Annotated in this window: 27 protein-coding genes and 2 pseudogenes; 17 read left to right on the plus strand and 12 right to left on the minus strand. The window is 67.1% G+C overall.

Translation table 11 applies throughout. The annotated features are described in order from the left end of the window. Positions 1-38 precede the first annotated feature (38 nt). From D6T64_RS16730 to D6T64_RS23265, 12 genes and pseudogenes are all read left to right on the plus strand, one after another. Positions 39-1433 (plus strand): dihydrolipoamide acetyltransferase family protein, encoded by a 1395-nt coding sequence (locus D6T64_RS16730; protein WP_119975817.1) that lies wholly within the window; start codon positions 39-41, stop codon positions 1431-1433. 75 nt (positions 1434-1508) lie between these two features. Beyond that, the gene (locus D6T64_RS16735; protein WP_119975818.1) at positions 1509-2624 is read left to right on the plus strand and encodes a metal ABC transporter substrate-binding protein; all 1116 of its coding nucleotides are present in this window, start codon (positions 1509-1511) and stop codon (positions 2622-2624) included. Positions 2625-2638: 14 nt separating this feature from the next. After that, a complete protein-coding gene (locus D6T64_RS16740; protein ID WP_119975819.1) occupies positions 2639-3460 on the plus strand; it encodes a metal ABC transporter ATP-binding protein in 822 nt (273 codons plus the stop codon). Between the two features lie 52 nt (positions 3461-3512). Then, on the plus strand, positions 3513-4391 hold the full coding sequence (locus tag D6T64_RS16745) for a metal ABC transporter permease (RefSeq protein ID WP_456064321.1): 879 nt from the start codon (positions 3513-3515) through the stop codon (positions 4389-4391). 129 nt (positions 4392-4520) lie between these two features. Beyond that, positions 4521-4574 (plus strand): annotated as a pseudogene (locus D6T64_RS23685) (hypothetical protein); the annotation flags it as partial. Between the two features lie 86 nt (positions 4575-4660). Continuing rightward, positions 4661-5401, plus strand: a pseudogene (locus tag D6T64_RS16750) (metal ABC transporter permease); the annotation flags it as partial. Continuing rightward, complete coding sequence (locus D6T64_RS16755) at positions 5398-5808, plus strand: Fur family transcriptional regulator (RefSeq protein WP_119975822.1); 411 nt, start codon at positions 5398-5400, stop codon at positions 5806-5808. The pseudogene D6T64_RS16750 and the gene D6T64_RS16755, both read left to right, overlap by 4 nt. Before the next feature lie 236 nt (positions 5809-6044). Continuing rightward, positions 6045-6281: a 50S ribosomal protein L28 gene (gene rpmB / locus D6T64_RS16760; protein ID WP_035835252.1), complete on the plus strand. Its 237-nt coding sequence runs from the start codon at positions 6045-6047 to the stop codon at positions 6279-6281. Continuing rightward, on the plus strand, positions 6281-6448 hold the full coding sequence (gene rpmG, locus D6T64_RS16765) for a 50S ribosomal protein L33 (protein WP_022885354.1): 168 nt from the start codon (positions 6281-6283) through the stop codon (positions 6446-6448). Before rpmB ends, rpmG begins: the two co-directional genes overlap by 1 nt. 2 nt (positions 6449-6450) lie before the next feature. Further along, complete coding sequence (rpsN, locus tag D6T64_RS16770) at positions 6451-6756, plus strand: 30S ribosomal protein S14 (RefSeq protein WP_119975823.1); 306 nt, start codon at positions 6451-6453, stop codon at positions 6754-6756. Between the two features lie 290 nt (positions 6757-7046). Further along, positions 7047-7334: an HU family DNA-binding protein gene (locus D6T64_RS16775; RefSeq protein WP_119975824.1), complete on the plus strand. Its 288-nt coding sequence runs from the start codon at positions 7047-7049 to the stop codon at positions 7332-7334. A 109-nt stretch (positions 7335-7443) separates the two neighbouring features. Further along, positions 7444-9558 carry a cytochrome c oxidase assembly protein gene (locus tag D6T64_RS23265; protein WP_233551289.1) on the plus strand — a complete coding sequence of 705 codons (2115 nt, stop codon included), beginning with the start codon at positions 7444-7446 and terminating at the stop codon, positions 9556-9558. A gap of 74 nt (positions 9559-9632) precedes the next feature. Here the strand turns inward: D6T64_RS23265 and D6T64_RS16790 are convergent, their stop codons facing one another. Further along, positions 9633-10757, minus strand: a complete 1125-nt coding sequence (locus tag D6T64_RS16790; protein ID WP_199719200.1) for a hypothetical protein — start codon at positions 10755-10757, stop codon at positions 9633-9635. A gap of 86 nt (positions 10758-10843) precedes the next feature. Here D6T64_RS16790 and D6T64_RS16795 point away from each other — a divergent pair, with 86 nt between their 5' ends. Beyond that, positions 10844-12127: an ATP-dependent DNA helicase gene (locus tag D6T64_RS16795; protein ID WP_199719201.1), complete on the plus strand. Its 1284-nt coding sequence runs from the start codon at positions 10844-10846 to the stop codon at positions 12125-12127. A 118-nt stretch (positions 12128-12245) separates the two neighbouring features. On the opposite strand, the gene D6T64_RS16800 is transcribed toward D6T64_RS16795, so the two are convergent. The 9 genes from D6T64_RS16800 to D6T64_RS16840 form a co-directional block, all read right to left on the minus strand. After that, a complete protein-coding gene (locus D6T64_RS16800) occupies positions 12246-12800 on the minus strand; it encodes a hypothetical protein (RefSeq protein ID WP_119975827.1) in 555 nt (184 codons plus the stop codon). Between the two features lie 71 nt (positions 12801-12871). Beyond that, positions 12872-13282, minus strand: a complete 411-nt coding sequence (locus D6T64_RS16805) for a DUF4383 domain-containing protein (RefSeq protein ID WP_119975828.1) — start codon at positions 13280-13282, stop codon at positions 12872-12874. Positions 13283-13556: 274 nt separating this feature from the next. Further along, complete coding sequence (locus tag D6T64_RS16810; protein ID WP_119975829.1) at positions 13557-13820, minus strand: GlsB/YeaQ/YmgE family stress response membrane protein; 264 nt, start codon at positions 13818-13820, stop codon at positions 13557-13559. A gap of 72 nt (positions 13821-13892) precedes the next feature. Next, positions 13893-14078 (minus strand): CsbD family protein, encoded by a 186-nt coding sequence (locus D6T64_RS16815; RefSeq protein ID WP_119975830.1) that lies wholly within the window; start codon positions 14076-14078, stop codon positions 13893-13895. Next, complete coding sequence (locus D6T64_RS16820) at positions 14075-14767, minus strand: hypothetical protein (RefSeq protein ID WP_119975831.1); 693 nt, start codon at positions 14765-14767, stop codon at positions 14075-14077. Before D6T64_RS16820 ends, D6T64_RS16815 begins: the two co-directional genes overlap by 4 nt. Next, a complete protein-coding gene (locus D6T64_RS16825; protein ID WP_119975832.1) occupies positions 14764-15345 on the minus strand; it encodes a DUF6286 domain-containing protein in 582 nt (193 codons plus the stop codon). The genes D6T64_RS16820 and D6T64_RS16825 overlap by 4 nt, the downstream gene beginning before the upstream one ends. After that, positions 15342-15722, minus strand: coding sequence for a hypothetical protein (locus tag D6T64_RS16830; RefSeq protein WP_119975833.1), 381 nt, complete (start codon positions 15720-15722; stop codon positions 15342-15344). The genes D6T64_RS16825 and D6T64_RS16830 overlap by 4 nt, the downstream gene beginning before the upstream one ends. Further along, positions 15719-15922 carry a DUF2273 domain-containing protein gene (locus tag D6T64_RS16835; RefSeq protein ID WP_233551290.1) on the minus strand — a complete coding sequence of 68 codons (204 nt, stop codon included), beginning with the start codon at positions 15920-15922 and terminating at the stop codon, positions 15719-15721. The genes D6T64_RS16830 and D6T64_RS16835 overlap by 4 nt, the downstream gene beginning before the upstream one ends. Beyond that, on the minus strand, positions 15919-16356 hold the full coding sequence (locus D6T64_RS16840) for an Asp23/Gls24 family envelope stress response protein (RefSeq protein ID WP_119975834.1): 438 nt from the start codon (positions 16354-16356) through the stop codon (positions 15919-15921). The genes D6T64_RS16835 and D6T64_RS16840 overlap by 4 nt, the downstream gene beginning before the upstream one ends. A gap of 188 nt (positions 16357-16544) precedes the next feature. Between D6T64_RS16840 and D6T64_RS16845 the strand changes: the two genes are divergently transcribed. Genes D6T64_RS16845 through D6T64_RS16860 form a run of 4 tightly spaced genes read left to right on the plus strand, consistent with a single transcriptional unit; the run spans position 16545 to position 18948 of the window. Then, complete coding sequence (locus D6T64_RS16845; RefSeq protein ID WP_119975835.1) at positions 16545-17147, plus strand: RNA polymerase sigma factor; 603 nt, start codon at positions 16545-16547, stop codon at positions 17145-17147. Then, positions 17144-17761 carry an Asp23/Gls24 family envelope stress response protein gene (locus tag D6T64_RS16850; RefSeq protein ID WP_119975836.1) on the plus strand — a complete coding sequence of 206 codons (618 nt, stop codon included), beginning with the start codon at positions 17144-17146 and terminating at the stop codon, positions 17759-17761. Before D6T64_RS16845 ends, D6T64_RS16850 begins: the two co-directional genes overlap by 4 nt. Continuing rightward, positions 17761-18144: a hypothetical protein gene (locus D6T64_RS16855; protein WP_119975837.1), complete on the plus strand. Its 384-nt coding sequence runs from the start codon at positions 17761-17763 to the stop codon at positions 18142-18144. The genes D6T64_RS16850 and D6T64_RS16855 overlap by 1 nt, the downstream gene beginning before the upstream one ends. A gap of 45 nt (positions 18145-18189) precedes the next feature. Then, positions 18190-18948 (plus strand): exonuclease domain-containing protein, encoded by a 759-nt coding sequence (locus tag D6T64_RS16860; protein WP_119975838.1) that lies wholly within the window; start codon positions 18190-18192, stop codon positions 18946-18948. 42 nt (positions 18949-18990) lie between these two features. On the opposite strand, the gene D6T64_RS16865 is transcribed toward D6T64_RS16860, so the two are convergent. Then, positions 18991-19743 (minus strand): hypothetical protein, encoded by a 753-nt coding sequence (locus D6T64_RS16865; RefSeq protein ID WP_119975839.1) that lies wholly within the window; start codon positions 19741-19743, stop codon positions 18991-18993. A 132-nt stretch (positions 19744-19875) separates the two neighbouring features. Further along, positions 19876-20637, minus strand: coding sequence for a peroxiredoxin (locus D6T64_RS16870; protein ID WP_199719202.1), 762 nt, complete (start codon positions 20635-20637; stop codon positions 19876-19878). Positions 20638-20917: the final 280 nt, after the last annotated feature.

The following is a 20917-nucleotide window of genomic DNA, read 5'->3' on the forward strand; positions in this document are numbered from 1 at the left end:
CCCTATCTTTCTCTCCATATCTTCTAGGAAGGCACCCCATGAGCGTGTCGAAATTCACTCTCCCCGACGTCGGTGAAGGCCTCACCGAGGCAGAGATCGTCGAATGGAAGGTGGCCCCCGGCGACACCGTCGCCATCAACCAGGTGCTCGTCGAGATCGAGACCGCCAAGTCCCTCGTTGAACTGCCCTCGCCCTACGTCGGCGTCGTCGGGGAGATCTTCGTGACCGCCGGCACCACCGTCGATGTGGGCACCCTGATCATTACGATCAATTCGGCAGCGGATGCCGCGGGCGGTTCCCCGACGGACACAACGTCACCGGCGCCCTCCGCAGTGCTCGCCGCCGACCCCGAGTTCACGGCCGCCGCGAGCGACGTGAGCGCCAGCATCTCGGCCGAAGAACCCGAAGAGAAGCCCGAACCGGTGCTCGTCGGTCGAGGAACGGCCGCGACCATGCCCACCCGGCGTCGGCGTCACGTGGGCGCCCCCGTCGCACACGAGGCACTCGCTCCCGCTCCCGCGCCCCGCGTGGAGGCGACGCCCCTCGAACGGATGCCGCGCCGGGCATCCGTCGGCCCGGTGCTCGCCAAGCCGCCCATTCGCAAGCTCGCCAAGGACCTCGGCGTCGACCTGGCGTTCGTCGAGGCGACCGGTCCGATCGGCGACGTGACGCGCGAAGACGTGCTGCGCGGCGCCACCCAGGCCAGTGTGTTCCGCAACATCCAGACCCCGGAGTGGCCGTCTGACCGGGAGGAACACATCCCGGTCAAGGGCGTGCGCAAGGTCATCGCGCAGGCGATGGTGAAGAGCGCGTTCACCGCCCCGCACGTGAGCCTGTTCGTCGACGTGGACGCGACCCGCACCATGGAATTCGTGAAGCGACTGAAGGCATCGACCGACTTCGCCGGCATTCGAGTGTCGCCGTTGCTGATCATGGCCAAGGCCATGATCTGGGCCGTGCGGCGCAACCCGACCGTGAACTCCACCTTCACCGAGGAAGAGATCATCGTGCGGCACTACGTGAACCTCGGGATCGCCGCGGCGACGCCCCGCGGCCTGATCGTGCCCAATATCAAGGAAGCGCAGGACATGAGCCTGCTCGAACTGGCCGGCGCCTTGGAAAAGCTCACCCAGACCGCCCGCGACGGCAAGACCAGCCCGGCGGAGATGTCCAATGGCACCATCACCATCACCAACATCGGCGTGTTCGGGATGGACACCGGCACGCCGATCCTCAACTCGGGCGAGGCCGGCATCGTGGCCCTGGGCACGATCAAGCAGAAGCCGTGGGTTGTCGACGGCGAGGTGCGGGCCCGCTTCGTGACCACGATCGGGGCGAGCTTTGACCACCGAGTCGTCGACGGCGACGTGGCCAGCCGGTTCCTGGCCGACGTGGCGAGCATCATCGAGGAGCCCGCGCTGCTTCTGGAATAGCAGCGCCCGTCCGAAACCCCTCGAAGGTGCCTAGATGGTTTTGACAATCATTATCATCAGGGCTACTTTGGGGGGATGCACAAACGATATTTCGCTGCCCCCGCCCTTGTCGCTGCGGCCGCCCTGGCCCTGTCCGGTTGCGCGTCGACCCCCGCCAGTAGCAGCGCCGCGGACGGCGACCTGCGCGTCGTCGCGACGACGACCCAGATCGCCGACTTCACCCGCAGCGTGGTCGGCGACGCCGCCGGTGTGTCGATCACCCAGCTGGTGCAGCCCAACCAGAGCCTGCACAGCTATGATCCCTCGGCCGCCGACCTGACGGCCCTCGGCGCGGCCGACGTGCTCGTCATCAACGGTGTCGACCTTGAAGAATGGCTCGACGACGCCATCGACGCGTCCGGCTTCGACGGCGTGACGATCGACTCGGACGAGGGCATCGACATCATCGAGAGCGAGGTCGACGAACACGCCGAGGACCACGCCGACGAGACCGACGAGGAGCACGCGGCCGAAGAAGCCGCCGCTGCCGCCGAGGAGGCCGAGCATGCCGACGAGACCGAGGAAGAGCACGCCGCCGAAGACGACGGCGAGCACGCACACGACGGTGGCGACCCGCACATCTGGACCGACGTGAATAACGCCATGAAGATGGTCGGCACCATTGCGGGTGGTCTCGAAGAGGCCCTGAGCGCCGATTCCGCCGACACGGCGGCGGCCATCGAGGCCAACGCCACGGCGTACAGCCAGCAGCTGTCCGAGCTCGACTCCTGGATTCGCACCAACGTCGACACCGTTCCCGCCGCCGAACGCCTGTTGGTCAGCAACCACGACGCCCTCGGGTACTACACCGCCGCCTACGGCATCACGTACGTCGGCGCCGTCATCCCGAGCTTCGACGACAATGCCGAGCCCAGTGCCGCCGCGATCGACGAACTCGTCGCCGCGATCACCGCGACCGGCGTGCAGGCCGTCTTCTCCGAAGCCTCGCTGAACCCGAAGACCGCCGACACGATCGCCTCGGAGGCAAACGTCACCGTCTACTCGGGTGACGACGCCCTCTACGTGGACTCGCTCGGCCCCGACGGCAGCGCCGGCGCGACCTACATCGCGGCGCAGCTGCACAACACGACAGCGATTCTCGAATCCTGGGGCGTCACACCGACGGATGTCCCCGCCGACCTCGAAAAATAGGCAATAGTTAACGAGTGAACGAGAATCCTTCTCAGCAGTCGACGACTGCGCCGACTGCGACCAATACTGAGACCGCCCACGCCCCCGCACTGCGGGTGGCGGGGGCGTCGTTCGCGTACGGCGCCGTACCGGCCCTGGCCGACATCAACTTCGAGGTCGCGGCGGGAGCGGCCGTCGCGATGATCGGACCCAACGGGTCGGGCAAGTCCACGCTGCTCAAGGGTGTGCTCGGGCTCATCGCCCGCACCGCGGGCACCGTCGAGGTGCTCGGGGTCTCACCGGCACCGGCCGGAACCGTCGGCTACGTGCCGCAGACCGACGAACTCGACCCGCAGTTTCCGATCACCCTCGAGCAGGTCGTGATGATGGGGCGGTACCGGGCCCTGGGCTGGCTGCGGCTGCCCGGCAAGCGTGATCGGGCATCCGTCGCCCACGCCCTCGAGGCCGTGGGCCTCAGTCACCGTGCGAAGACCCGGTTCGGCGAGCTGTCGGGAGGCCAGCAGCAGCGCGGCCTGCTGGCCCGGGCCATCGCGTCGAGCCCGCGCCTGCTGCTGTTGGACGAACCATTCAACGGGCTCGACCAGCAGAACCGCGACGCGCTCATTGAGACCGTGAAGCGCCTCAAGCGCGACGGTGTCGCGGTGCTCGTCTCCACCCACGACATCGAACTCGCCCGCGCCGTCTGCGATTCGGTGTTGCTGCTCAACGGCGAACAGGTCGCGTTCGGCCCGCTCGAACAGGTGCTCACCCTCGACAACGTGCAGCGCGCGTTCCACAACGTGGGCATCGAAATGGACGAGCACACCGTTGTGGTGCCCGGCCACGGCGGCCACTAGGCCCGTCATCATGGATCTCAGCCCCCTCATCGACGCCTTCGCGCTGCCCTTCATGTCCCGGGCGCTCGTGGTGCTCGTCGTGCTCAGCCTCGTCGCCGGCCTCGTCGGCGTGCTCGTCAACCTGCGCGGCCTCGAATTCATCAGCGACGGCCTCACCCACGCCGTCTTTCCCGGCATCGCCATCGGTTTCGTCTGGGGCGGCCGGGACGGCCTGTTCCTCGGCGCCATGATCGCGGCGCTCCTCGCGGCCGTGGTGCTCACCCTGATCGTGCGCAGGGCCGTGACGACGGATGCCGCCATCGCCATCGTCTTCACGGCCATGTTCAGCGTGGGCGTGATCGTGGTTTCACGGGAAACGAACTACGTCGGACAGTTGGAGCAGCTGCTCTTCGGCCGGTTGTTGACCGTCAGCCCGACCGAGGTCGTGCAGACGATCGTCATCTGCGGGGTCGCCCTGCTGCTCGTCGGGCTGACGCTCAAGGAGCAGGTGTTTCGGGCCTTTGATCGGTCATACAGCGCCGCCGCCGGCTTTCGCCCGCTCATGCTCGACATCGTGCTGAACGTCGCGATCGCCCTGGTGGTCGTCGCGGCGAGCAATGCCGTGGGCAACCTGCTCGTGCTCGCCGTGCTGATCGTGCCCGGTGCGTTCGCCCGGCTGGTGACCCAGCGGGTGTGGTGGCTGTTTCCGCTCGCCGCCGGTTTTGCCGGGCTCGCGGCCTGGTTCGGGCTCGCGCTGGGGTACGAGGCATCCGTCAACAACGGCATCGACCTGCCGAGCGGAGCGACCGTGGTGCTCGTGCTGGTTGCCGGCTATGCGATTGCGCTGGTCGTGCGCCTTGCACTCGACCGGGTACGCGGGGGTAATCGCACCGTGTCTCGAGAGGCTGGACAACCGGCTCCTGGCGCNACTCGACCGGGTACGCGGGGGTAATCGCACCGTGTCTCGAGAGGCTGGACAACCGGCTCCTGGCGCGGGACCTGCGCCGCTGCGCGGGAAGCGTGCGACCCGCGCAGCGGCGCAGGTGGCGCGTACCGCCGCCACCGACGGGCTCGGTCGCTGATGGGCTACTTCGAACAGGCCCTGCTCGCCGCGGTGACGATCGGCGCCCTCAGCGGGCTCGTCGGTACCCTCGTGGTGCTGCGCCGCCGCACCTTCTTCGCCCAGGCCCTCACCCACGCGACCTTCCNGGGCTCGTCGGTACCCTCGTGGTGCTGCGCCGCCGCACCTTCTTCGCCCAGGCCCTCACCCACGCGACCTTCCCCGGTGCCATCGGGGCCGCCATGCTCGGCTGGAGCATCCCGCTCGGCGCCGCGATCGCGAGCGTCGTCATCGTGGGCATCATGACCCTCATCGGCCGCGTGAAGCGGCAGGGCAGCCAGGTAGCGTCGGGCATCCTGCTGACCGCGGGATTCGCCCTCGGCGTGACCCTGCAAGCGCTGAACCCGTCGCTGCCGGTGCACGTCGACTCGTACCTGGTCGGGTCGATCCTCACGGTCACGACCGGCGACCTGGTGCTGGCCACGTCGGTGCTCGGTCTCGCCGTGCTGGTGCTCGCCGTGTTCGGCAAGCAGATTCTGTTCTCGACCTTCGACGTCACCGGGTACCGGGCTGCCGGGTACCGGGAATGGCCGATCGAAGTGCTGACCCTGGCGCTGATCACGGCGACGGTCGTGACCGCGATGCCCGCCGTCGGCGCGATCCTCGCGATCGCCCTCATCGCCGCTCCGGCCGCCGCGGCACGGCTGGTGACCCGCAGTGCGAGCCACATCTTCGTCGTCGCACCGGTGCTCGGCGCGGTCTCGGGGGTCTCCGGAGTGCTGCTTTCCCGCAGCCTCGACGTGGCCGCGGGCCCCGCCATTGCGCTCTGCGCGGCGGCCCTCTTTGTGGTGGCCCTGCTCGTTCGCTCGCTCGAACGAATGTGGCTACGGTTAAAGACATGAAGCGAAACACCTGGCAGCGCGAAGCGGTGCGCGGCGCGCTCGACGCGAGCGGCGGATTCGTCAGCGCCCAGGGCCTGCACTCCGCCCTGCACGCGAGCGGCTCCCCGATCGGACTGGCCACGGTCTATCGCGCCCTCGCCGACCTCGCCGTGGGCGGCGACGCCGACTCCCTGCAGTCACCCGACGGCGAAAGCCTCTACCGGGCCTGTAGCACCAACGAGCACCACCATCACCTGATCTGCCGCAACTGCGGGCTCACCGTTGAAATTGAAGCGGATGCCGTGGAAACCTGGGCGAAGAACGTCGCCTCCCAAAACGGCTTCACCGACGCCGCGCACGTGGTGGACGTTTTCGGGCTGTGCGCCGCCTGCACGGCCACTGCGGCGGCATCCGCTGCCCCCGCCTAACGCCTTGTTTCTGGTCGCGACGCGGGAATCGTCGGTCAGCCAGCGTCTAGCGACGAATCAGCCGCTCTCACGGAAGGTGGGGCCGTCGTCGGCCAGTGGATTTGCGGGTCGGGGCCGCGCCCTGTAGTGTGGGACGCTGCTGCGCCTCTGTGCGTGCATTGCGTTCTTCCCCTCGGGGTGAACGCCGACAAGGGATCTTGGGAAGAGCATTCGCTCTTCGGTAATGGAGGAAAACTATGGCATCTGTATGCCAGGTGACTGGAGCTGTTCCCGGCTTCGGACACAACATTTCGCACTCGCACCGACGCACCAAGCGTCGTTTCGACCCGAACGTGCAGAAGAAGACGTACTACGTGCCGTCGCTTCGTCGCAAGGTCACACTGACCCTGTCCGCAAAGGGCATCAAGGTAATTGATGCTCGTGGCATCGAGAGCGTCGTCAAGGACGTTCTCGCCCGTGGGGTGAAGATCTAATGGCTAAGGCACATGACGTACGTCCGATCATCAAGCTGCGTTCCACGGCTGGAACCGGTTACACCTATGTAACCAAGAAGAACCGCCGGAACAACCCCGACCGTCTCGTACTCAAGAAGTACGACCCCGTAGTGCGCAAGCACGTTGACTTCCGTGAGGAGCGCTAAAAATGGCGAAGAAGAGCATGATTGCCAAGAACAACCAGCGCAAGGTTATCGTCGAGCGCTACGCCGCGAAGCGTCTTGAGCTCAAGAAGGCCCTCGTTGACCCGGCCGGCACCGACGAGTCGCGCGAAGCGGCTCGCAAGGGCCTGCAGAAGCTGCCGCGCAACGCGAGCCCGGTGCGCCTGCGCAACCGTGACGCCGTTGACGGTCGTCCCCGTGGCCACCTCTCCAAGTTCGGCATCTCGCGCGTACGTTTCCGCGACATGGCGCACCGCGGCGAGCTGCCCGGCATCACCAAGTCCAGCTGGTAACACCCGGCTGTTGACCGTCTAACAGCACGATGGGATGTCGACTTCGGTCGGCATCCCATCGCGTCTTTAACGAGATCTCACGGGCGGATGCCCCGCTCGGTTTTCGCGGACAGCGAAAATGACGGCGAATCGCCCGGGAAAAGCGCCACAAAGCGGCGGAAATCCGCGGAATCCTGCGGATGTCTGTTAGATTCAACGCGGTCGAACCGACCAACGGAGCGCCTTATGGGCGCGCCCGCTTCATCAATACTTTTCTGTTAACACAGACGAAGGTCCGAGGAGGACACTCAATGGCTGACAAGTCGCTGAACAAGACCGAGCTCGTTGCCAAGGTTGCCGCTGACTCCGGACAGAGCCAGGCCACCGTTGACGGCGTGCTGAACGCATTCTTCGCAACCCTTGCCGAGACCGTTGCCGCTGACGGCAAGGTCACCATCCCGGGCTGGTTGGGCGTCGAGCGCACCGCAACCGCCGCTCGCACCGGCCGCAACCCGCAGACCGGCGAAGAAATCGCCATCGCCGCTGGCCACCGCGTCAAGCTGACCGCCGGAAGCAAGCTCAAGGCTGCCGCAAAGTAGTCTTCCGCACTGCCTGCATTTCTGCAGAACCTGAAAGGGCGTCGACTTCGGTCGGCGCCCTTTTTCGTGCCCGGGCGGTCGTGCAGGCCGGAACCGTTAAGATTGAGGCGTGCCTCGCCTCGTTCGCCTTCTCGGACCGGCAGCCCTGCTGCTGGTCGCCGTGCTCTCGACCCTTGGCGCCCTCGCCTACGGCGGCGGGGCCGCGGCCCAGCTGCTTGCCGACCCCGGCCCCGTCGTGCGATACGGCCTGCCGCTCGCGAAGCTGCTCGTCAACATCAGCGCCGCCGGCACGATCGGCGCGCTCGTGCTCGCCCTGTTCGCGCTGAGCCCGAAGGAACGGGAATTCGGCACCGCCCTCGACTTCGCGGCGGGCTCCGCAGCGGTCTTCGCCGTGGCATCCGCCGTCACCGGCTTCTTGACCTTCCTGCTCGTGACGAACGTCTCGATCAGCTTCGACGACCGCTTCAGTGCCACCGCCGGCCAGTTCTTCGGACAGATCGAGATTGGCCAGGCCTGGTTGGCCACCACCCTCATCGCCGCCGGGGTCACCGTGTTGTGTTTCGCGGTGCGCAACCAGACCGCGCTCATCTTCGTCACCCTGCTCGCGCTGACCTCCCTGCTGCCGATGGCGCAGCAGGGCCACTCAGCCGGCGCTGAGGGGCACGACGCGGCGATCACCGCCCTGGGGCTGCACCTGGTCTTCGCGGCCGTCTGGCTGGGCGGGCTGCTCACCATCGTGGTGCTGCACCGGCAGCTGGGTGCCGACCGGCTGCGCACGGTACTCGGGCGGTACTCGACCCTCGCCCTGGTCAGCTTCATCGTGGTCGCTGCCTCGGGCTACGTCAGCGCCGAACTGCGGGTGGGCACCCTCGAGAACCTCATGACGCCCTACGGGCTGCTGGTGCTCGTGAAGGTCGCCGCGCTCATCGTGCTCGGAGGCTTCGGCGCGCTGCAGCGTCAATTCTTCCTGCGCAGGATCGCCGCCGAAGCCCAGCAGAACGCGCGGGCCGCTCGGGTGCCGGTGGCGGACGGGCGGGCATCTGCCGCGTCTTCCTCGGCGGGCGACGCCGAGCGGATGCCGCGGTCGGCGCCCGCCGCACGCCCGGCCACCGCAAACCCCGCCGGCAGCACTCCCGGCCGGTACTTCTGGTGGCTTGTTGTGACCGAGCTCGGCTTCATGGGACTCGCCAGCGGCGTCGCGGCGGCCCTGGCCCGCACCGCGACCCCGGTCGCCCAGGTCGTCACCACCGAACAGCTCACCTCGACCCCCGCTCAGGTGCTCACGGGCCAGGTGCTTCCCCCCGAACTGACGTTCTCGCGCTACTTCACCGAGTGGAACTTCGACATCGCCTGGGCCCTGTTCTGCGCCTTCGGCATCTTCTTCTACCTCGCGGGGATCTGGCGGTTGCGGCGTCGCGGCGACACGTGGCCGTTGCACCGCACGATCCTCTGGGTGGCCGGCCTGCTGGCGCTGTTCTACATCACCAACGGCGGCGTGAACGTCTACGAGAAGTACCTGTTCTCGACCCACATGCTCGCCCACATGATGCTCACCATGCTGGTGCCGCTGCTGCTCGTACCCGGGGCCCCGGTCACCCTGGCCGCCCGCGCGATCGCGAAGCGCCAGGACGGCAGCCGCGGCGCCCGCGAGTGGATCCTGCTGGCCGTGCACTCTCGCTTCGCCGGCATCATCGCCAATCCCCTCGTAGCCGCGGGCCTTTTCGCCGGGTCGCTGTACGTGTTCTATTACTCCCCGATCTTCAGCTGGGCCACGACCGACCACCTCGGCCACATGTGGATGATCGTGCACTTTCTGATCACCGGGTACCTGTTCGTGCAGTCCCTGATCGGGATCGACCCGGTGCCGTTCCGGCTGTCGTACCCGTTCCGGCTGCTGCTGCTGATCGGCACGATGGTATTCCACGCCTTCTTCGGGCTCACCCTGATGATGGGCACCGGACTGCTGCTGGCCGATTGGTACGGGGCCATGGGGCGCACCTGGGGCCTCAGCGCGATCGGCGACCAGCAATTCGGCGGCGGGATCGCCTGGGGTGTCGGCGAACTGCCCACGATCGCGCTGGCGATCGTGGTCGCGATCCAGTGGAGCCGCAACGACGAGAAGGTCACCAAACGGCTCGACCGCAACGCGGACCGCACCGAGGACGCCGAGCTGAACGCCTACAACGAACGCTTCGCCAAGCTCGCCGCGCACGACCAGCACTGACCATCACGGCCAGCCCTGACGGCTGGGATCAGCCCTTGCGGGCACGACCGGCACCGACGACCGGGCCGTGCGGGTCAGCGCAGCTGGATCGCGAGGTTGCCGTCGGACTGGATGGTCACGCTCAACCCGATCAGGAACGACACGTCCTCGTCGCGGGTGCTCTTCTCGCCGTCGAACAGGGACTGCACCTCGACCACGATGTGCGCCAGACCGGTCGTGGACGCCATCTCGAACGATGACTCACCGGCCTCCAGCACCACCGGCGGATATTCGGCGATCGACCAGACCGGAGCGCTGAGCACTCGGTCGTCGATCGTGATGCCGAACGGGCAGTTCGAGGGCTGCAGCACCTGGTCCACGATGCACTTGTCGAGAAAACTGTTCAGCTCTGCCTGCACCTGGCCGGTGAACGTCTCGGTCGGCATGGCGTTGATGGTCACATCGGTCGGACCGGAGGCGGCAACGGGCACGCTCAGCGGTTCGGCGCTGAGCATGGTCGACTCGTGTGCGAAGGTGTATCGGGTCGGGGCAAAGGCCAGGTAGGCGGCCTGAGTGGAGAAGGTGTCGGGGGCATCCGTCGCCGCCTGGGCACGGGTGTCGAGGGCGAGACCGTTCACCGTGAAACTGCGTTCGTGCAGCACGGTGACCTGCAGCACGGCGAGCGGACTGGTCGCGAATGTCCAGCCGTTGAACACTCCGGCGAAGGTTCCGGTGCTCTGCACCGTGAACTGCATGCTCGAGGCCTCCCCGTCGAGGCTGAAGTCGTAGACGACGGTGTGCAGGCCGGGAGCGGTTTCGATGTCGCTGACCTGCTGCAGGTCGGTCAGGGCGCCGAGAACGGATGCCCGCAACAGGGTGTCGGGCAAATCCTGCGGGAGTGAGGCGGCGGCGAGGTCATCGTTGGTCGGAACGACTCCGGGCAGGGCGAGCGCCCCACCCGTGTCGTGGCGGGCGAGGGCATCGAGGTAGCTGCCGACGAAGCCGCCGGCGCTGTACACGCCCCGGTTGAGGGCGGTGACCGCGGCGAGCAGCGCTCCGCCGAGCAGAACGGCAATGACGAGGGTGGCGATCACGGCCCGCAACGTGCGGGTCCGCGTGCGGGTTTCCGGCGTGGCCGGGGCGGATGCCGGTGTCGTGGGCGGGCGCAGTGCGTCGCGGCGCCGAGCGCTTGATTGCGGCTGTCCGCCCCCGTTGGTCACCCCAACAGCTTACGGGGGCGACTACAGTGGAATGTCCGGCCGCGCCTGCGACTACGCCCACCTTGCCCCGAACTGAGAGGGCCCCCTTGACCGAGATTCCGCTGTCGCGTGAGCAGGCCGAGGTCTTCGCGGCCATCGAGGGAACCAAACAGAACGTGTTCGTGACCGGACGCGCCGGCACCGGCAAGTCCACGCTGCTGAACCACCTGTCCTGGCACACCAGCAAGCAGATCGTGATCGCTGCGCCCACCGGCGTCGCCGCGCTGAACGTGGGCGGACAGACCATCCATTCCCTGTTCCGCCTGCCGATCGGGGTCATCGCCGACAGTCCGATCGATCAGAACGACCAGGTGCGCAAGCTGCTCAACACGATCGACACGCTCGTGATCGATGAGGTGTCGATGGTCAACGCGGACCTCATGGATGCGATCGACCGCAGCCTGCGGCAGGCCCGCCAGCGCCGCCACGAGGCGTTCGGCGGAGTACAGATCGTGCTGTTCGGCGACCCGTACCAGCTCGCGCCCGTGCCCGGCGGCCCCGACGAGCGCGCGTATTTCGCCGACCACTACCGCTCGATGTGGTTTTTCGACGCGAAGGTCTGGCAGGGCGCCGACCTGCGCATCTTCGAGCTGACCGAGATTCACCGCCAGCGGGACAACGACTTCAAGGTCATGCTCAATGCCGTGCGTCACGGGCAGGTCACGCCCGAGATCGGCGGAGCCCTCAATGGTGCCGGTGCGCGCACGCCTCCGACCGAGGGAGTGATCACCCTGGCGACCCGCAACGATTCGGTGAATCGTATCAACGCGGCGGCGCTGAAACGCCTGTCGGGCAAGTCCCTGACCGCCAAGGCCCAAGTGACCGGCGACTTCGGCGGCCGCAACTTTCCGGCCGATGCGGAGCTGGAGCTCAAGGTCGGCGCCCAGGTCATGTTCCTGCGCAACGACTCCCCGCTGGACGGCGGACCGCGCTGGGTGAACGGCAGCATCGGCACGGTCACGAAGGTGAAGGACACGGTGTTCGTGGACATCGACGGTGACGTGCACGAGGTCGAACCGACGGTCTGGGAGAAATACAAGTACACCTACAACGCGGCCACAAAGAAGCTCAGCCGGGACGTCGTGGCCGAGTTCACGCAGTTCCCGCTGCGCCTGGCCTGGGCCGTCACGATCCACAAGTCCCAGGGGGCGACCTACGAGCGGGCAATCGTGGACCTGGGAACCCGAGTCTTCAGCCCCGGCCAGACCTATGTGGCGCTCAGCCGGCTGACGAGCCTCGACGGCCTGTACCTGACCCGTCCGCTGCGACCGAGCGACATCCTCGTCGACGAGAACGTCATCCGCTTCATGACGGTGCTGCCCACGCAGTGATCCCGCGCTCGTCGGGATGCGCGCTGCTCCCACTAAACTGATCCCACGAAAGCGGGTGAGCCGTCGGTACGGAGCACCCATACCGACGGCTCACCCGCTCTCGCGGCGCGGGGCCGTTTCAATGGCCGCCGTGGGAGGTGCCGTGCGGAACGGCGAGTTGTCCGGCATCCGTCGCGGCCAGGGCCGGTGTGGTGAGGCCGGAGAAGATCGCGCCGCCGAGCGCGAGGGCCGTCACAAAGCGCCAGCCGCCGGCGACGGCCGGGCTCGTGCCGGTGCGGGCGACGGATGCCGCGCCCGTGGCCGATGAGGCGGCCTCGTTCGACCGGCGTCGCTGGTGCACCGCCATCACCACGGCCAGGAAAAGATTGAAGAGCGAGGCGATGGCCATCGAGTAGAACGGCAATCCGGTCGCCTCGGCCGAAACCCCGAGGCCCGATCCCAGGGCCGCGGTGGCGCCCCACACGAAGACCGGGATAAGCGCTGCGCCGGAAACGGCACGCGGCACCGGCAGCCGCCCGAGCGCGAGGGCCGTGACTCCCCAGGCGAGTTCGGCGACGCCGAAGCCGATCAGGAGGACAGACAGCGGGAATGGAGCGCTCGCTCCGACCGCGACGTGGATCATGCCGGCGCCGAGTGCGGCGAAGCCGAGCCAGAGACGTGTGACGGCGCTCATGAGCGCTCCATTCCGTGGGTGCTGCGTGGGTGTTGCGTGGACGTGCGTGGGAGACCGGGCGGGCCGGGCGATTAGACGCTGGCCTTGGCGCCCACGGTCTTGTCCGCGGTGAGGCCGACTCCGAGCAGCACGATGGCGCTGGCCAGGTGCAGGAAGTGGTCGGCCGTGTTCAGGGCCAGGATGTTCAGTGCCGAGTCTGCGATGAAGAAGCCAACAAGCCCGAGGAGCAGGTAAACGGCTCCGACCGTGGTGTTGGTGGCCTTCGCGGCGGACGCGCTGGACAGCCCGGCGATCAGCAGTGCCGCACCGATGAGAAGGTGGGCGACGTTGTGCAGTGGGTTGACCTCGAAGATTCCGAGGAGCAAGCCACCCTCGGTGGCGATGAAGCCGACTCCGCCGGTGACGGCGAATCCGAGCAGTCCGACGAGCACATACACGGCACCGAAGACGGTGCCGATCAAACGGTTGGGTGAAGTGCGCATTGCTGGTGCCTCCTGTTGGTTTCACGGTTGACCCGTGCCTGTGGTTAGTTATTCGTTCCTCCCGCTGTTTTGGATTGGAACTCGCCCGACACCGCTTTTGTCGAATGGGCGCGCCGCGTCTCGGCGCCTTCGCAGGAGCTTCCTAGCGAAGGATTTTAGCGAAAGTGGGAGGTGACCGAAAGGTGCACGTGACCTTACTGGGAAGTGCCCACGCAAAACCCCGGAGCGCCCGCTGTGCGGCGCTCCGGGGTCGGTGGTGCGGGTGTGTTGACGGTCAGGCGGTGGTGCGCCGCGTGACGGCGCCGTAGATCAGCAGCACGATCAGGGAGCCGGCGATGGCGAGCAACCAGGTCGAGATGGAGAAGAACTCGTTCAGGTTGACGCCGAAGATGAGGCCGCCGAGCAGCCCGCCGAGCAGCGCGCCGACGACGCCGAGCAGCAGCGTGACGAACCAGCCCCCGCCCTGCTTGCCCGGCAGAATCGCTTTCGCGATCGCGCCGGCGATGAGGCCGAGGAGGAGAAATCCGAAGAAGCCCATGGGGGTGTTCCTTTCTGGTGAGGGATCAAATCTGGTGAGGGATCATATCTGGTGAGGCAAGGCGCTGCGTGACTAGTCCTTGAAGGTGTCCTTGACGGCATCCTTCACGTTTTCGCCGGCCTGCTTGGTGTGGGCGCCGGCCTGGTCGGCCTTGCCTTCGGCGACCTTCGAGTCGTCGTTGGTGGCCTTGCCGACGGCTTCCTTGGCCTTTCCGGCGAGGTCCTGGGCGGCATTACGAATCTTGTCTGATGCACTCATACGGGAGTTCTCCTTAGGTGGGTTGTGCGTGTGGATGGTGAGGCCGGTGAAGTCTGGGGGTGGTGCGGTGTCCGGTAATCGGCAGGCCCCAGTCGGACAGGGCCAGCAATGCGGCTGCGGAAGCCGCCACCGATCTGGACTAGTACGGGTATCTCGGTGCCCAGCGTGTGGTCCAGGCCGCGAACGGCTTTCTCTACCGTGGAGATAACGGCGAGCGGTGCCGCGCCTCGCCGGGTGGTAATCCCCACCCTGAGCATTGAAGCGCCGTTTACCCGATATGTCGAGGCGTGCACGCCGAGGAATTCGGCCTGACCGGCCAGAGCCTGCTCGAGCGCCTGCTCGGCGAAAGCCGCATCCACGCGGGTCTGGCCGTGGTCGGTCGGCGTCGCGTCGAGCAGGTGCGAGGTGCTGCCGCGTCCCTGCCGCACGATGAAACGCCCCAGTCCGACGACGAGCAGGGCGATGACCACTAGAAGCACCAGCCACATCCAGCTGACACCGGACGCCGCCAGCGGGGTCGCCGACAACATGACCTCGGTGCGGGTGACCACGGCGCCGGCGAACTCCCGCCACCGATCCGGCGCTTCCGGAATGATCGCGACCAGGGCCGCGGCGGTTCCTGTCGCCAGCAGCAGGATGCCGCTGAACGCGAGCAGCAGCCGATTCAGACCGCGGTTCGTGGAGGTCATGCGCCGACCCGCCCGGCAGCGGCGATGAAAAGTCTGGGGTGGATGCTCGGACGCAGCGCGATCTGGTCGAGCGCGGCGACGGCCGCTTCGCTCAGGCGAGCTCGGTGAAGCTGAATCCCGGAGGTCGGCGTCACGTGGATACTCGCGGACCGGCGGCCGACCGTGACGCGCACCGCATCCGGTGCAACACCGGCGGCGATAGCCGTCGTGCGGGCAAGAGCGGATGCGATCACCTCATCGTCGATCACCACCGCGAGTCGGGCGGTGGACAGGGTGTGACGCATCCGGTGCCCAGGAAGCAGGGCGGCGAGGAGCAGAACCAGGCCGAGCAGGGCTACCCCGATGCCGGTGGGGATGGCGAGGCGGCGGAGAACCTCGGACGGCGCCGCCGCCGCATGCACGGCCTCCGTCGGGGAGAGCAGCACCGGGTCGCGACCGATCAGCTGCAGGACAACCTCTGTTGCGAGGTACAGGCTGGCCACGATGAGCAGCAGGGCGATGCCGATCGCGAAGCCGGAGCGCGGTGAGTGCGTTTCGCGGCGAAGAACACGCCGATCGCGTGTGGCGGGGGTGGTCACAGGACTCGCCGTCCTTCGGCTCGAGGTGCTCGTTGGGGTCGACGGGGAGTCGAACGGATCAGCGCGCCGGTCACCTGCACGACGACCCGGACTACGTCGGTTCCCGTGAGGCGGGCGGTTTCGTGACGGATGTGTTTCTGGGCGCGCTCGGCCCGCTCCAACACTGTCGCACCAGTGCTCGGCCCGGTCAGTGCGCCGATGCCGATGGGGGCGCGCACGTGCACGGAGAGCCGACCGGCGGCATCCGTCAGCCCGACGGTGACCTGGTCGGCCGCGACCGCGAGAGCGTCGGCGGTGACCCGGGCGATGAGCCTGGTCAATGCCCGAGTCGTGATGCGGGTGCGGCCACGGGGCACGTCGCCGGGCGGGGCGGTCACGAGGAACTGCGCTTGCCGCGGAAGACGTCGACGAGGGCCGACACGTCCAGACGCCCGTCCACGACCCGACCGATGAGGCCGCCGATCAGCATGGCGACGGCGACGAACGCGAAGACCCAGAAGCCGAGCAGCGCCCAGGTGAGGGCCAGAACACCGCCGACGGCGATGCCGAGCGTCGTCATCGCGTGGGTCGGGGTCACTGGACTCGCGCCTCGGCCGGGTCGGTGTCGTCGTCGTCACTGGCCATGTGCACGTCGTTGATCGTGATGTTCACCTCGGTCACCTGCATGCCGACGAGGGTTTCAATGGCCGTGATGACGGCGAACCGAACGTCGTCGGCGACCTTCTGCAGTTCGATCGGGTACTCGGCGACGAGGGAAATATCGACGGCGACCTGGGTTTCACCGACCTCGACGCTGACGCCCTGCGAGAGGTCCGTGGAGCTGATCGCGTTACGGATGGCGCCGAGGGCGCGGGCAGCGCCGCCACCGAGGGCGTAGACGCCGGTGACTTCGCGAGCCGCTATTCCGGCGATCTTGGAGACGACGCTGTCGTGGATGACCGTTTTTCCCGTTCCGGTGCTGAGCCCGTCGATGACGGTGGAGGTGTGCGGGGTGGGATCGATGTTGGTCATGGAGGGCTCCTTGTGTCGGTGTAGACGAGGTCGGTAACCACGGGTAGTAAATCCGAAGTGGCCATGTCATAGTCATTCCGGATGGTTACAGGTGAGACGTGCCGTCACCCCGATTCGTCACACAACCGGGCCAACTATTTATCGGGCCACGATTTTTCTGCACATGGCCCAGATCCGATCGGCACCGTATGACTCTGTCCGACCGCTCCGCTCCCCGGCAGCTCGACCCACCCGCGGTCGCGCCGTTCGCGCTCAGCGACGCGCCCGACGGCATTCTCGCCGGTCGGGCAGCGGATGGCGACGCTCGCGCTTTCGAGGTTCTCGTGCGTCGTCACGGCCCCCTGATGCGCGCCTACGCCACCCGCATGATGGGCGGCACGAGCGAGTCCGACGACATCGTGCAGGAGAGCTTCATCACGGCCTGGGAGCAGCTTCCCACGCTCAAGGACGGAAACGCCGCCCGGGCCTGGCTTATGCGCATCACCAGCCGCAAGGCGATTGATCGCATCCGTGCCCGCAAGCATGACGAGCCGCTGCACGACTGGGATGCTGAGGCCCCGACCTCACAGTCTCCGGCGCACCGGGTCGAGGTCGCGTCGCAGCGGGAACGCCTGGCCGAAGCCCTCGCGGGTTTGACGCCGCCGCAGCGACAGAGTTGGCTGTTGCGTGAAGTGGGTGGCTGCAGCTATGAAGAGATCGGTGAGCAGCTCGGTATTCCGCTGTCTACCGTGCGCGGGCTTCTGGCCCGGGCGAGGCGCACACTGGTAACGGAAATGGAGGACTGGCGATGACGCACTCAGAAGACGCCGGCGGTCGCTCCGTTGACCCGGTTGCGCTCGACGCCGATCTCGACATCATCGAGGTGCTCACTGACTACCTTGACCGCGGTGTGGATCCGCCCCGCGAGCTGCTCGACGGCTCGCCCGCCCACCACCTGGCCCTCGACGCGCTGGTGCGCTTCCGTCGCGTGACGAGCGTGCTGCTGACCGAGGACATCGCCGCCGAACCCGAGCGCGACGACGGATGGGTCGCCACCATCCTCGCGAACATCCACAGTGAGGCGCGGGCCGGGCGATCGATTCCGTTGGCGCATCCGTCGTCGATTGCCGATTTGAGCATGTCGGAGGGGGCCGTTCGCGGGCTCGTGCGCGCTGCCGGGGACGCGGTCTCGGGCACCCTCATCGGTGCCTGCCGGCTCGAGGGTGACGTGACAGATCCGGGGGCGCCGATCACCGTTGCCGTGGAGGCGAGTGTGTTCTGGGGCGAACGCATTCCGGCGACCGCGGAGCACATCCGCGCGGCGGTCGAGTCTGCCCTGCTGCTGCACACCGAACTGAACGTGGTGGCGGTCAACGTGACCGTCACCGACGTGCACCTACGTCGCACAGAACAGGAGGGACGCTGATGTCTGACCCATCACAGCAGGAGGATCTGGGGCGGGACGAGCTCGTGGATGCCGGTCTGGATCGAGTCGAACTGCGGGACAACCTGAACCGGGTGCTGCGGGAGGTCGACGGGGTCACGGACCTCTACGACGCCCGGCCGACCGCGCTCGCGGCCGTGACGGCCGTGGCGACGCGGCTCACCGGGCGGCCTCCCGTCGAACCCGTCGTGGTCGCCTCGTCGAGGGAGGGCCTGACCGTCAGCGTGAGTCTGGCCGTCAGCGAGAATCTGCCGGCCGCCGATACCTGTCGACGGGTGTTTGACGTGGTTCACGACTTCGTCGCCGCGCATGCCCCGGAGGACACGCTGCGCGCGGTGCGGATTCGTGTCAGTCGTATCGGGTAGCCTCGGGGCGAACCGGTGCCGACGCCGGTAGCTGGAAGATATGACATGACAATCGCCACGAACCTGACCGGGTCAGCCCTGACCGGGTCAGCCCTGACCGGGTCAGCCCTGACCGCGTCGACCCTGATCGCCGATGTTCCCTCCCTCTGCGTCTTCGACCTCGAAACCACGGGGGTCGACACCGACGAAGACCGCATCGTCACCTCGTTCATCGGCCGCATCATGCGCGACGGCCAGGTGAACGGGTCCTACAGCTGGCTGGTCAACCCCGGCGTGCCCATCCCCGAGGGCGCCTCGGCCATTCACGGCATCACCGACGAGGTGGCGCAGCGCGACGGAAAAGCCCCCGCCGCGGCCATCGCCGAGATGCTCGTGGTGCTGCGGCGCAGCATCGCCGCCGGCCGGCCGATCGTGGCCTACAACGCGAGCTTCGACCTGTCGATGCTCAACGCGGAGGCACGTCGCTACGGGCTCGAGCCCATCGACGACTTCGGCCCGGTTCTCGACCCCTATGTCATCGACAAGGCCATCGACAAATATCGCAAGGGCAAGCGCACCCTGATCGTGACGAGCGAGTTCTACGGCGTCACCCTCGAGGGTGCCCACGACGCCGAAGCGGATGCCGTCGCCACCGGCCGGGTCTGCTGGGCCGTGCTCGCGAAGTCCGAGGAGCTCGAGCTGCAGGCGCTGCACGCCCGCCAGGTGGTCTGGGCGGCCGAGCAGGCCGCGAGCCTGCAGACCTATCTGCGCCGGTCCAAGGCCGACGACCAGATCGTGATCGACGGCTCCTGGCCGGTGCGGTAGTCGGCACGGGTAAGCGCGGGCCCTGATTAGCTCAGGCCCTGATTAGCTCAGGCCGCCGATGCGTTCCAGCACCTTCTGCATGATCTGTTCTTCGGGGCTCAGTGAGGAATGGTGGTTCTCGTAGAACGCCTCGAACCACTGCAGAACCTCGGATGCCTCCAGGCCGACGGCGGCCCAGTCGACCCCCGCGGATGCCGTGACGACGGTCGCTCCGGTCTCAAGGTCTTCGGAGGCGGTTGCGATGATGCGGTCCTCTTCCGGGCCGTCGGGGTTCCAGAGCAGGGCGATGCTGTGGTTTTCATCGTCGCCGTGGGCGTGTTCGATCTCGCCGGATCCCAGCCACGGCAGGGTCATCAGCTCACCGGTGATGAGCACTTCGATCAGCTCGAGGGCGACTGGTTCGGTCTCGGGCACGAAGATCAGCAGGCCACTGTCGTACCAGTCGGCGGCGTCGTCGACGGTGTCTTCGAGGTCTTCCAGCTCGCGCACGAGCGCGGTCAGGCGCATCGCCCAGGCGACGATCGCGGCGGTGTCGCGGGTTCCCCACGGCGACTCCGACTCTTCGCCCGGGCCGTGAAAGTGGAACGCCGGCTCGCCGTTTTCGATGATGACGTGGAGTTCGCCGCTGTCGAATCCCACGGTGATGCCGAGGGCGTGGTCTTCGTCCCAGTCAGCCATCAGGGTCGGGTTCTCGAAGCCCCGCGGCAGGGCCCGCGGAGGAAGCGCTGTGACGTTGCCGAGGTCGAACACGGCCCTAAAGCGCACCGACGGCATCCGCAGACTCTCATCGGCCATGGCGCACGCTCCGTTCGCTGGGGGCTTCGGTGCGACGGGTGTGGCTGCGACGTGTGGACATGGTCCAAAGTTTACTGGGGCCCTCGGACACGCTGAGCGCGGCAGCGGGCCCTGCTGCCGCGGCTCGGCGGGTCAGGCCGAGGTGAGCGAAGCGGCGGTGAGGGTGACGCGCAGGGTCTCCTCAATCTCGGACTCGCTGATCGGCTTCGTGCAGAAGAACCAGTCCTGGCACTCGATACCCGACGTCTCGTCGGTGGAGTCCTGCATCCGCTCTTTGGCAGTGCCGCAGGATCCGGGCAGCGGAACGATGACCGGTTCGCCGGGCACCCAGTCGGCGGGGGTGGCGACGTCGAACGTGTCCGCGGTTTGCAGGGCCTTGATGACTCGCAGCAGCTCCGGAAAGTTGCGGCCGGTGCTGAGCGGATAGTAGATGATGGTGCGAATCGTGCCGGTCGGATCGATGATGAACACCGCGCGCACGGCCGAGGATGCGTGTTCGCCGGGCATGATCATGCCGTACTGCATGGCGATGCTCATGGTGTGGTCGTCGATGAGCGGGAATTTCACCTGCACGCCGCTGTGGCCGCGGAAGGTGATCTTCTCTTCGATCGTGCGCAGCCAGGCGATGTGGCTGTACAGGCCGTCGACCGACAGGCCGACGAGGTCGGTGTTGTACTCGGCAAATTCGGGGTGCATCACGGCGAAGGTCATGAACTCACTCGTGCAGACCGGTGTGAAGTCGGAGGGGTGGCTGAAGAGGATCACCCAGCGGCCGGCGTAGTCCTCGGGAAAGGTGATCTCGCCCTGCGTGGTGACGGCGGTGAAGTGCGGTGCCGGGTCGCCGAGGCGGGGCATCGAGTACGGGGCGGGTGTGGTCGGGGTGATGTCGGGCATAGGTGCTCTTCTCTTGTCGATGAGTCGACGCAAGAATCCGTGGACTCGAGGCCCACTATACCCCTTGGGGTATCAAGTAGTAATGCCACAAAGTGGGCGACCCGCCTGCCCGCTCTAGCTGTCGAGGTGGAAGGGTGATTCGAGGTGGAGTGCGGTTTTGCTCTGCAGTCGGATTGGGGTGTGGTTGGGGTCTGCTTGTGTGGGTGGGATGAGCCAGTATTCGTGGTTGGTTCCGTCGGGGGTGGTGGTGCGGGTGATGGTCCAGCCGTCGTTGTGGAGG

The sequence above is a fragment of the Cryobacterium melibiosiphilum genome (assembly GCF_003602235.1).
Taxonomy (GTDB): Bacteria; Actinomycetota; Actinomycetes; order Actinomycetales; family Microbacteriaceae; genus Cryobacterium; species Cryobacterium melibiosiphilum.